This is a genomic window from Vicinamibacterales bacterium, assembly GCA_036496585.1.
Taxonomy (GTDB): domain Bacteria; phylum Acidobacteriota; class Vicinamibacteria; order Vicinamibacterales; family 2-12-FULL-66-21; genus JAICSD01.
The window spans coordinates 1-11,382 of sequence record DASXLB010000013.1; the positions used below are offsets into that span (position 1 = coordinate 1).

The following is an 11,382-nucleotide window of genomic DNA, read 5'->3' on the forward strand; positions in this document are numbered from 1 at the left end:
GCCGAGCACGCTGCCCGACGGCTGGAGCCAAGGGGATGTCGGCGCGACCGGCGTGGCGGGCAGCGGCGGCGCGACCGACACCACGTTCACCGTGACGGGGGCGGGCGCCGACGTGTGGGGCACGGCCGACGCGGTCCACTATGTCTACCGCACGCTCGAGGGCGACGGGACCATCGTGGCCCGCGTGGCCTCCATCCAGCTGGTCAACAACTGGACCAAGGCGGGCGTGATGATCCGCAACTCGCTCTCGCCGGGAGCGGCGCAGGCCTTCATGCTCGTCGCCGCGTCCCCGGCCAAAGGCGTGCCGTTCCAGCGCCGCCTCGCCGACGGCAACGCCAGTGTCAGCACCTCAGGCAGCCAGTCCACGGCGCCGCGCTGGGTCAAGCTGGTGCGCACCGGCAACATGATCAGCGGCTACGAGTCCGCCGACGGCGGGTCCTGGACGCTGGTCGCGAGCGATGCCTTCGTGATGAATCCATCGGTGTTGGTCGGCGTTGCGGTGTCGAGCCACGTTACCGGCACCAACGCCACGGGGATCTTCGACAGCGTGACGGTGACGGGTGGGGCGCCGTCGCCGGACGCCCCCCCCGCGGTCTCGATCAGCAGCGCTGTCACAGTCGTCGTGAATCCGCCTGATCCGCCGCCCAGTGGACTGCGGGCCGGCCGGACCTTGCTGGTCCGCTAAGCCGTCCGGGCCCAGCGCTTCAAGGACCTTGTCATCGATCAGATGCCTGGTGGCGGCGGTCCCCGGCACGATGACCAGCAGGATGTCGACGTCGGCGGCCATCGCCCGCAGATCGTCGTCGCGGCGATACGGCGCATCCGCGCGGGCGCCGTGAATGGTATGCGACCCCGACTTTGATGGCATCAAGGCGGCGGCCGATCGCGATGCCGATGCGGCCGAGTCCCACGATACCAACCGCGCGATCGCTTCACCGTCGCGAACAGCGGTATACGGTGCGGATGATCAGCACGGCTATTTCACGGCGTAGGTCACGATCTTCATTCCGGCCGGCACAGCCACGTACTGCTGGCCCGCAATCGTGAAGGTCACGGGCACGCCCGTGACCGATGCGTCGGGCAACTCGTCGTGCCAGAGGATCTTTCCGGTGGCGGCGTCGAACGCCACGAAGTTTCCCGAGATGTCGCCCGAGAACAGCAGGCCGCCGGCGGTCGTCAGCACGCTCGAGTAGCGGGCGTGGATGCCGAGAGGCTCCTGGTAGTCGTGCTGCCATGCGACCTTGCCGGTCGCCGGATCGGTCGCGCGGAGCTGGTTCTTGAACGTCCCCATGAACGTCTCGCCGCTCCAGTAGAACACGCCGTAGCCGTCGACGACGTTCGTGTAGTGCAGGCCCGCCTGCGGGCTGAAGCTCTGGGCGGGATAGTTGGCGACCCCCTCGGAACCGGGCGACACGAGAGTGCCGCCGCGCTGCAACAGCTTGTTGTCGATCGCCTCCGGCGTGCCGTTCGATCGCAGCCGATCGAACGCCCAGTTCGCGGAGGGAAACACTTTCGACGTAACGATGTTCTCGCCGGTCGTCCGATCGACAGTGAAGAAGTAGCCGTTGCGCGAGATCCAGGTGACCACCTTGCGCGGTTGCCCCGCGACCGTGACCGTCGCGAGGGACATCGACTGGTTGTTGTCGTAGTCGTGGCTATCGTGCGGCGTGGCCTGGAAGTACCACTTCATGACGCCGGTGTCGGCGTCGAGCGCGACCACGCAGTCGGTGAAGAGATTGTCGCCGGGGCGGGCGCGCGCGTCCTTGATCGGATCGGGATTCCCCGTGCCGAAGATGAGCAGGTTCTGCTCGGGATCGTAGGTCGGCGCCTGCCATGGGGTGCCGGCGCCGCCGGACGCCTCTTCCTCGGACGGCCACGTGTCGAACCCGAATTCCCCTTTCTTCGGGACCGCGTACCAGATCCACTCGCGCTCGCCGGTCTGCGCGTTCCTCGACTCGAGCCAGGATCGCGACGTGCCGCTGTCGCTTCCCGACGCCACGTACACGTGATCTCTCACGATCATCGGGGCGATGGGGGGAACCGCGCCGCCGAGGTCCTTCGTCCAACGTTCCGCGCCGGTGGCTGCGTCGATAGCGGTCAGGCCGCCGTTCGCCATCATGTACAACGTGTCGCCGCGAATCCCGAGGCCCCGATTGCTCAGGCCGCCGCTGCTCCTCGCGACGTAGTGCCAGATCTGGCGGCCGCTCTTCCCGTCGACGGCGTAGGCGTTCGGGCCGCTCGTGAAGAAGATGACGCCGTCGCGCACGATCAGCCCCGACGCGATCACGCCGGCCGCCGCCCAACCTGGCCCCACACCCGTACGGCCGGCGGGAACCGACGTGGTGCCGCGGCCCGCCGCGCCGCGCGCGAATCGGCTCGGCTGCCCGACGGCGGGATCCGTGTCGCTGATCCATATCCGCTTCAGCGTGGCGACGTTCCCCTTGTCGATTTGCGTCAGCGGGCTGTAGTGATTGCCGGAGAACGACCCGTGATAGGTCAGCCAGTCGTCCGCAGGACTTTTCATGAGCTCGTCGGCGCTCACGGGGCGGATCGTGGCGCGCTGATTCGGACGAGCGGGCTGCGGCGGCGGCTCTTGAGGCGCGCCGGAGACGGCCAGGACCGTCAGAAGGCTGCCTGCCCCCGCCGCGAACAGAGGTCGGATGCTCATTTGAGTGTCACGAGATAGGCGGTGAGGTTGTGGATGTCGTTGTCGGAGTACTTCGCCAGCAGGTCGAGGTGATGCTGCAGGCGATCGGTCAGCACGACCCGGGGTTCGCCGTCGGCTCGCGTGACGACCGTCTCCGTGCCGTTGTCGTCCCGGATGACGACATTGAAGTCGGACACGCTCGACAGGTAGCCCTTCAGCGTCCGCCCGTCCCGATAGGTGATCGTCGCGGTCACGTCCTTGCTCGTTCGCGGCGACCAGCCCAAATCACGGTTGAGCAGCATCGCGTTCTGCAGCGTCTTCGGCTCCGGGTACGTGCTGGCGATGTGCGCCAGGTTCGCAGCGGCGCTCTGTTGGCCGTCGACGACGGAATGGCACGACGAGCACCGGCCGATCGGCCCGTTGAAGAACGTCTTCCCGAGTGCCGGATCGCCGACCACGATCGAGAGCTGCTGGCCGGCGAGCGCCGCCGGCAGTCCGGGCCGCGCGCCGCGCCCACCGGCACGCTGTGCGCCCGGCGTCTGCGCCGCGGCAAAACCAAGCGACCGCAGCTTCGCAGACAGGTCGGCAGCCTGCGCCCCGGTCAGAGTTGGGACGGCGGGCATCCCCTTCTCGACCCGGCCGGCCCGCAGGAACGCCGCCAGCGCGCGGCCGTTGTCGGGCTGCATGGCGAGCGCCGACTTGGTGACATCCGGCGCGTTGCCCGGGCCGCCGCGTCCCGTCACGCCGTGGCACGCGGCACAATTGAGCGTCGTTTCGTAGAGTGTCGTTCCTCGTGCGACCGCGGTAGGATCCGGCGGCGGCCCGTCCGGCGGCGACGGCGCGAGCGCCGCGATCACTGGCGGTGGGGACTGTCCGGGTGCGGCGCTGCCGAGTCGTCCGTCCGCCGCGCCGGCGATGGCGATGACCGCCAGGGCAAGAAACGTCGTCTTGTGCATCGCGTGGCTTTTCAACTGCCGGGCTGGCTGAGACTATACGCCCAGTCGGCGGCCGGCGCAGGTGCTCCGATCATGCGATCCAGCCGCAGGTCTCTCCGGCGGCGTCGCCCCACTTCCCGTCCTTGAATTCAAGACGAACGACCCCGCCCGACATCCGGCTGCGAACGTAAACCATCGACTTGGTTCGATCTCGATTGAAGCCAACGGCCGAAACGGCCCAATACTCCATCGATTCGGGACGGCGCTGCCAGCCCCCGGGATATTTCCGCGCTAAGCGCGCATCGTCGGCCTGAATCTCGGCGCGAGTGATCAATCGATACCGGATGGTCGTCGGCAGCGCAGGCGGCAAAGTTCGCTCGCGTGCGTTCTGGCGCTGAAAGTCCTTTGCGACGTCCGCCCATTCGCCGGTCAATTTAGGGAGAAATCCCGCGCAGCCCTGTAGTGGCTCCGTTTCCCGCTGCAACAGCGGAGCGTCGGTCTGGTTATGCCACGCGCGTTGGAGCACGGCCGCGTAGATTGCAGAAGCGCCTCGTTCGCGGCTCGCGTCCAACGGCCGCTGGGCCGCAGCGATGCTCGGACTCGAACAGGCTCCCTGCAAAACTGCTGCGACGATCACGAAAGCGTTTTTAACAAAGCAGGAGGGATTCACCGCGCCGGGCCCAGGTATCTGTCGTACCAGGTCAGCGTCTCGCGAATCGCTGATGTGTAATCGCTCGGCACGTGCCCGCCCTCGAGCGTCAGGCGCTTTTTCTCCGTGCTCCCGAGCAGCTCCAGGAAATGTTCCCGCGCCTCCGGCGGCGTTTCGAAATCGGCGTCGCCGTTGATCAGCAGCGCCGGGATATGCACGCGGGGCATGAAGTTGGCCGGCTGCGTTTCCGGCGGGTAGTTGTAACGCAGGCCGCCGGCGATCATCACGGCCGCCTTGATCCGCGTGTCGAGCGCGATCGGAATCGGCGCGAAGTACGAGCCCATGCTCACCGAGAAGAAGCCCAGGCGCGCATGGTCGACGTCGGTGCGCGTGTCCAGGTAGTCGACGACGCGGAAAAAGTCCTTCGCCCACTGCACCTGCATGTCGCGGTAGCCGTTGCTGCCGACCGCGGCATCGTTGTGGCGCTCGTAGGTGCCCTGATAAACGGGATAGGCCACGGCGCGGCCGCTCTTGACCAGGAACGAGAACATCGCGATGTCGAGCCGGGCGCTCGACGGCACGGTGCGCGCGTACGACGTCGGGAAGTAGACGATGGTCTGGTACGGCGGCGTCGCGTGCTTCGGCAGGAACACATAGACCGGAATGCGCTCGCTGCCGTAGGCCGCCGCGATACTGAGGGTCTCCTTCGTCCAATCGGGATTGGCGTCGTCGGTGGCCGCGACCCGCGTGTCGAGCGGCGTATGGTCGTAGGCGTAGAAGCGCTTGTAGGGCTCGAACGACGCGTCGTCGAGGGGGACGATCGTCTTCGGATCGGGATTGACCCGTCCCACAGGCGCGTCGGCCGCCGCGGGCGCGGCAGGATCTTCCACGACGCGCATGCCGTAGGTCGCGCGGCGATCCCAGGCGTTCTGGGCGTCGGCCTCGCCGAAGCGATAGGCCGGCTCGTTCCACCCGCCGCCGACGATGAACCGCCGCCGCGCGTCGAAGCGGTACGGATTCGAGCACCACTCCTTGACGTTGCCGGCCATATCGAGCGCGCCAGTCGGGCTGACCCCGGGACGTTCACCAGCGCGCGACGGACCCTTGCCGTCGAAGTTGCTCAGCAGAAGAATGTTCGAATAGATTTCGTCGGCGCCCGACGCCTTGTACCAGTGAAAGACCGACGGCAGCCGCTTGTTCACGTAGCGCGCGTAGGCCGCTGCCTCGAACCATGAAATCCCGCCCACCGGATAATCGGCCTGTCCTTCTTTGTAGGCGCCGACCTCCCACGTGCTCGGGCCCGCCTGTCCGGTGGCGTCGCGGAATCGCGCCATCGCTTCGGCGAACGGCAGCGTGCGGTCGCCGTCGACGAACGGCTCGGCCCAGTACTCGGCGTTGCGATAGCCGCCGGCGTCGACAAACGCCTTGTATTCGCGGTTGGTCACCTCGGTGCGGCCGATCCAGTAGGCAGGAAGCGTGACACGGTCGGTGATGCCGAACGCATAGGGGCCTCCTGAGACCGGAACCATGCCGGCGTGAGCGGCTCCTTCGGGGACCAGCGTGAACGTCGCCGCGCGCGCGGCGCCGGCGACTTCAGCCGTGCGGTAGCCCGGCTTGGTCAGCCGGAAGCGATAGAAGCCGAAGGGCAGCGTGATCTCGGCCGGTGACGTGCCGAACTGCTCCCACGCCCCGTTGACGTCGTCGTAGTTCTTGATCTCGATCGCGGCGCCTTCCGGGATCGTGTGCAGCGGGACGCGCAACCAGGTGCCGCGGACGCGCGCCACGTCTTCAGGCGCGTACTTTTCGGCCTTGCGCGCGAGCCGGACTGCGTCGATCGTGTGCTGCGTGAACTGCGCGCGCTCCAGCTCAGGAATCGCCTCTTCGCGCGCCCAGCGGGCGCCGCGCGCCTGCACGGTCTGCCACGCGCCGTAGACGGCGATCGACGCGAGCGCGAGCGCGACGGGCACGAGCACCGACGGACGGCGCCATGTCGGTTCGGCGGTCAGGCGTGACAGGGCGCGGACCAGATCCGCGCGCATGACGTCGGCGGTGGGATACCGCTCGTCCGGCGCTTTCTGCAGGGAGCGGAGCACGATCGACTCGACGTCGCGAGGCACGCCGCTCAACGGCGTCGGCGGCTGGCTGAGCAGGCTCGAGATCGCGCTCAGCTCCGAAGTGCCGCCGAACGGCCGTCGGGCGGCGAGCATCTCGTACAGGACCGCGCCGAACGAAAAGATATCGGATCGGGCGTCGACCTGCCGTCCCTGCGCCTGTTCGGGCGACATGTAGGCGGCGGTGCCCATGATCATGCCGAGGCGCGTCGCGACCGACGTCACCGTCGCGTCGCCAGCCGGCCCGGCGAGTTTCGCCAGCCCGAAGTCGAGCACCTTCACGCGGCCGTCGCCGCCGACGATGATGTTGGCCGGCTTGATGTCGCGGTGCACGATGCCGGCGGCGTGCGCCGCCCCCAGCGCCGACGCGATCTGCACCGCGTAGTCGAGCGCGCGCCGCGGCGCCAGCGGCCCGTCGGCGAGCAGCCGATCGAGCGGCGTGCCGTCGACGAGCTCCATCACGATCCCGTCCATCGCGCCGGCGGTGTGGGGACCGCCGTCAGCGGGCAGGTCGATGACGTCGTAGATCTGGGCGATGTTGGGATGATTCAGCGCCGAGGCGGCGCGCGCCTCCTGCATGAAGCGACGGCGGCGTTCGGGATCGGTCACGGCATCAGCGGGCAGCAGCTTGATCGCGACGCGCCGTCCGAGGCGGGTGTCGGTCGCGGCATGGACGACACCCATGCCGCCGGTGCCGAGCAGGCTGGTGACTTCGTAGGGACCGAGGCGTGTGCCTGGTTGCAGATCCATCCGGAACGGCCTGATTATAAGGCCGGCTTACGCGCCGGTTCGGTAGCAAAGCGGCGCTGGCAGTGATGGGCGACGAGGTCATGACCCAGCCAAGGGCATGGGCTGCGTATGACCGCTGGCTCAGAGATCCGGGGGTGGGAATCGTCGATGAGCCGCATCCGGTAGTTTCGGCTCTGCGCGGCTAGAATGGATTCTTTGAGCTATTCCAGTCGCACGCAGGAGGTCTCAGATGGTCCATGTCGCACTGCTCGCTCGGCTCGAAGCGAAACCTGGGAAGGAATCTGCCGTTGAAGCGCTCCTCAAGAGTGCGCTGCCCCTGGCGAATGCCGAAACCGCGACCACCGTCTGGTTCGCGCTCAAGCTCGGGCCATCCACCTTTGGCATTTTCGACGCGTTCGCGGATGATTCTGGACGGCAGGCGCATCTGGCCGGGCAGATTGCCGCCACGCTGATGGCCAAGGCGCCGGAACTTCTGTCGCAGCCACCGACGATCGAATCGGTCGACGTGCTGGCCGCCAAGCTGTAGTTCATCGGTCGCGCCACGTGACTTCCCGTTTGCGCTCGTGCCTGCAGTCGCTTTCAACCTGACGGCGTACGTCGTCGCCGTCATCTTTGTTGCCACGCTGATTCGTTCGACGCTCGGGTTCGGTGAAGCCCTGGTTGCGGTGCCGCTGCTGGCGCTTCGTACGCCGGTGGAGGTCGCGGCGCCGCTCGCGGTGCTCGTGTCGATCGTCGTCGCAGGCGTCGTTGTCGTCCAGGATCGGCGCGGCATCGAATTCCGAGCCGCGGCAGGGCTGATCCTTGCGTCGCTCGTTGGTATTCCGCTCGGCGTCCTCCTCCTGGTCCGAGTCGACGATCAGGTCGTCAAACTGCTGCTCGGCTCGGTGATCATCGCTTTTTCGCTCTACTCACTCACCATGGGCAGGGGTCGGAGCCTGTCTCATGACCACGTCGGCTGGCTGATCGTCTGTGGTTTCTTCGCCGGGGTCCTCGGTGGCGCATACGGCATGAATGGACCGCCCCTGGCCATCTACGGTGCTTTGCGGAAGTGGTCTCCTCAACATTTTCGAGCGACGCTGCAGGCGTACTTCTTGCCGGTGAGCGTTGTCGGCCTGGCCGGTTACTCACTCATCGGACTCTGGACGGCTGCTGTCACCTGGTATTTTTTCTGGTCTCTGCCAGCAGTGATCATCGCCACGTTTGCCGGGCGCGCCATCAACCAGCGAATGAAGGGCGAGGGGTTCGTTCGGGTTGTGTATGGCGGGTTGCTGCTGACCGGCGCAGTGCTGTTCCTGCAAGCGGTAGCGGCGATCGGTCTCCTTTGAACCTGTCACTTGACGGGGAAGCCGACGCCCCGATTCGGTCCCTGCCCCAGCTCTTCCCCCGGACCTGCGAAGCCAAGCAAGGGAGCGGCGACTCCGGCCGGTTCGTCGAAAACGACTGGCGGCCGGAACTGCTGAAAGCACCGTTCGTCCCATCGGGCATCGCGCTCTTATTGCGCCACCTTATTATTTTCATGTCGAAGTTCATGGCCGATCACGTTGCGGGCATGCTGGAGAGATTGCGAAGGGGATAGACGATGACGCTCACTCGACGCGAGTTCGTTCGATTGGCCGCGGCGATGGGGGCCTCGCTGGCGTGGGGCGGCTCGGCTCGAGCGTCCACCACCGGCTGGCATGAGCGGCGCGACCTGTATCCGGAGGGCGTCGCGTCCGGCGATCGCGATCCGAGCAGCGTGATCCTCTGGACTCGGCGGCCGTTCGACTCGGGGGCAGGGGCCCCGGGAGTGAAGTCATCCGGCCGACGTGTGCTCACGGTGGAGGTTGCCGAGGATGATGCGTTCCGGCGGGTCGTCGCACAGGCCTCCGCGCCGGTCTCGGCGGAATCGGATTGGACGACGCGCGTGCTGGTCGGTCATCTCAAGCCTGCCCGGGTCTACTGGTACCGCTTCACCGATGGAGAGGGGAACGGTAGCCGCGTCGGCCGGACGATCACCGCGCCGCCGGCGAACGATCCACGGCCGGTCAATTTCGCCTTCGTCAGCTGTCAGAGCCTCAACGAAGGCAAGCTCAACGGCTATCGCCGGATGATCTTCGAGGATGAGCGCGCGGCGCCCGCCGATCAACTCGGGTTCGTTCTCCACCTCGGTGATTTCATCTATGAGGTCGTCGAATATCCCGACGAGGTGAAGACGCGATACGACCGCACGATCTACGACGTCGGTCGAATTCCTGACGGCGGCAAAACCAGCAACTTCCACTACCCGCTCACGGTCGAAGGCTATCGCGTCGTCTACAAGGGCTACCTCGCTGATCCCGACCTGCAAGACGCGCGGGCGCGGTGGCCGTTTGTCGCCATCTGGGACAATCACGAATTCTCCTGGCAAGGCCGCCAGAGCATTGTCCAGGCAGGAGGCCCGCCGCAGCCGGGCCAGACTGTCAAGGTCGCCGCCAACCAGGCATGGTTCGAATACCTTCCCGCGCGCGTGACGGCGCCGAGCGGATCGCTCGACACGTTCGGCGCACTGGCGGTGACAAATGTGCCGATCGAAAAGTGGGACGACAATGGTCTCGGGATCGAACCCAACAATCTGAAGGCCATCAACAGCCTGATCGCCTATCGGTCCTTCCGCTACGGCCGGCACCTCGATCTCTTTCTCACCGACCAGCACAGCTTCTGCGGCGACGACCCGACCGACGCCGATGGCGTTGGCAAGATTTACGATCCGACGTTCAACGGGATGTTCTCTGAACCGGCGATGATCGCGCTCGATGCCGGCCGCACCTTCAACGGCGGCAAGCCGCCTGCCGAACTCAGTTTTGGCGCTGTAAGCATCCCGAATCCGCGAAAGGACTCTCCGCCGCGCACAATCCTCGGGACCCATCAGAAGCAATGGTTCATGGACCAACTCCGCCGGTCCGCGGCAACCTGGAAGATCTGGGGCAATTCGCAGGGTGCTCTCGACTTGCGGGCCGACCCGCAGAACCTTCCCGATGGACTGACCAAGCAAAAGTGGCCGGCCGACACCTTCGCGCAGATCGGCAGCGGCGACTATGGCAGCGCCTACCACGAGCGCGGCGAAATCTATGACCTCATCCGCGATTCAAAGATCACCGGATTCGCGATCGTATCGGGCGACCGTCACAGCTTTTGGGCCGGCTATGCCGCCTCCCTCTTGCCGCCCGCCAAGTTCGAGCCGGTCGGGATCAGTTTCGTCGGCGCCTCGCTGGCCAGCCCTGGGACGATGGAGGCGTATGAGCACAATCTTCGCAAGGATCATCCGCTCCGTTCGCTGTTCCTGGCCGATCGGCCAGCGGGTCCGCCCGAATGGACCTACAACATGCTCCTCAAGCACGGCGTCCGCTCGTGCCTCGAATACGCCAAGAGTTTCGACCTGAAGCGCGCTCACGCCGTTTCCAATCCGAAACTTTCTCCGCACCTTGAATTCGTGGACATGGGCGGTCACGGCTATGCGACGGTGCGGCTCGCCAGCGATGAAATGCGGACCGAGTTCGTCTGCATTCCACGGCCGATCACGCGCAGCGATCGTCCCGATGGCGGTCCTCTTCGCTACCGGGTCGTCCACACGGCATCGCTGTGGAAACCGGGCGAGCGGCCTGAGCTGCGCCAGCAAGTCATTGAGGGCGATCCCGGCCTTTCGATCTGAGATGGCTCCAAACCCTCTCCGACAGCCTGGTATGATTCACTCCCGACGGAGAAGAACCGCGATCACGCGGCCCCGTCCCCGCGGATCATCTTGATGGCCTCCTGAACCGTGGTCATGAATTGAGCCGGGAAGATAATGGTGGAGTTCTTTTCCACGCTGATCTCGGCCATGGTTTGGAGCGTCCGCAACTGCAGCGCCACCGGATGCTGCGAGATGATATCCGCCGCTTCACCAAGCTTGACCGCCGCCTGAAACTCTCCTTCGGCCGCCACAATCTTTGCGCGTCGCTCGCGTTCGGCCTCAGCCTCTTTGGCCATGGCGCGCTGCATGTTGTCTGGAAGCGTGATGTCCTTGATTTCAACGGCCGTCACTTGAGCGCCCCACGGCTCGGTATGCCCGTCAATGACATCCTTGATCTTCGCGTTGATAGCCAGCGTCTGTGAAAGGAGCTGATCGAGGCTGAACTGCCCCACGACATTCCGCACGGTCGTCTGGCTGATCTGGTTGATAGCGGCGTTCACATTTTCGATAGCGAGCACCGATTTCGTCGGGTCGACGATGTGTTAATACGCCACCGCAGCAATGTCGATAGAGACATTGTCCTTGGTGATGATCTTCTGTGA

10 protein-coding genes are annotated in these 11,382 nt (G+C 65.9%); 5 read left to right on the forward strand and 5 right to left on the reverse strand.

Features of this window, described 5'->3' with window-relative positions:
- Window positions 1-685, forward strand: a 685-nt coding sequence (locus VGI12_03510) for a hypothetical protein (GenBank protein HEY2431716.1), incomplete at its 5' end; no start/stop codon positions are given.
- A 291-nt stretch (window positions 686-976) separates the two neighbouring features.
- On the opposite strand, the gene VGI12_03515 is transcribed toward VGI12_03510, so the two are convergent.
- From VGI12_03515 to VGI12_03530, 4 genes are all read right to left on the reverse strand, one after another.
- Window positions 977-2,668, reverse strand: a complete 1,692-nt coding sequence (locus VGI12_03515; protein HEY2431717.1) for a PQQ-binding-like beta-propeller repeat protein — start codon at window positions 2,666-2,668, stop codon at window positions 977-979.
- Window positions 2,665-3,603: a cytochrome c gene (locus VGI12_03520; GenBank protein HEY2431718.1), complete on the reverse strand. Its 939-nt coding sequence runs from the start codon at window positions 3,601-3,603 to the stop codon at window positions 2,665-2,667. Before VGI12_03520 ends, VGI12_03515 begins: the two co-directional genes overlap by 4 nt.
- A 70-nt stretch (window positions 3,604-3,673) precedes the next feature.
- Window positions 3,674-4,219, reverse strand: coding sequence for a hypothetical protein (locus tag VGI12_03525; protein ID HEY2431719.1), 546 nt, complete (start codon window positions 4,217-4,219; stop codon window positions 3,674-3,676).
- A 29-nt stretch (window positions 4,220-4,248) separates the two neighbouring features.
- Window positions 4,249-7,092 (reverse strand): protein kinase, encoded by a 2,844-nt coding sequence (locus VGI12_03530; protein HEY2431720.1) that lies wholly within the window; start codon window positions 7,090-7,092, stop codon window positions 4,249-4,251.
- A 229-nt stretch (window positions 7,093-7,321) separates the two neighbouring features.
- Between VGI12_03530 and VGI12_03535 the strand changes: the two genes are divergently transcribed.
- The 4 genes from VGI12_03535 to VGI12_03550 are packed head-to-tail and all read left to right on the forward strand — an operon-like array spanning window position 7,322 to window position 10,759.
- The gene (locus tag VGI12_03535) at window positions 7,322-7,618 is read left to right on the forward strand and encodes an antibiotic biosynthesis monooxygenase (protein ID HEY2431721.1); all 297 of its coding nucleotides are present in this window, start codon (window positions 7,322-7,324) and stop codon (window positions 7,616-7,618) included.
- A gap of 37 nt (window positions 7,619-7,655) precedes the next feature.
- Window positions 7,656-8,417, forward strand: coding sequence for a sulfite exporter TauE/SafE family protein (locus VGI12_03540; protein ID HEY2431722.1), 762 nt, complete (start codon window positions 7,656-7,658; stop codon window positions 8,415-8,417).
- Entirely contained in the window at window positions 8,414-8,668 is a 255-nt protein-coding gene (locus VGI12_03545) for a hypothetical protein (protein HEY2431723.1), read from the forward strand. The genes VGI12_03540 and VGI12_03545 overlap by 4 nt, the downstream gene beginning before the upstream one ends.
- Window positions 8,669-8,713: 45 nt before the next feature.
- Complete coding sequence (locus VGI12_03550) at window positions 8,714-10,759, forward strand: alkaline phosphatase D family protein (protein ID HEY2431724.1); 2,046 nt, start codon at window positions 8,714-8,716, stop codon at window positions 10,757-10,759.
- Window positions 10,760-10,821: 62 nt separating this feature from the next.
- Here VGI12_03550 and VGI12_03555 read toward each other — a convergent pair whose 3' ends face one another.
- Window positions 10,822-11,319 carry an SPFH domain-containing protein gene (locus VGI12_03555; protein HEY2431725.1) on the reverse strand — a complete coding sequence of 166 codons (498 nt, stop codon included), beginning with the start codon at window positions 11,317-11,319 and terminating at the stop codon, window positions 10,822-10,824.
- Between the last annotated feature and the right edge of the window lie 63 nt (window positions 11,320-11,382).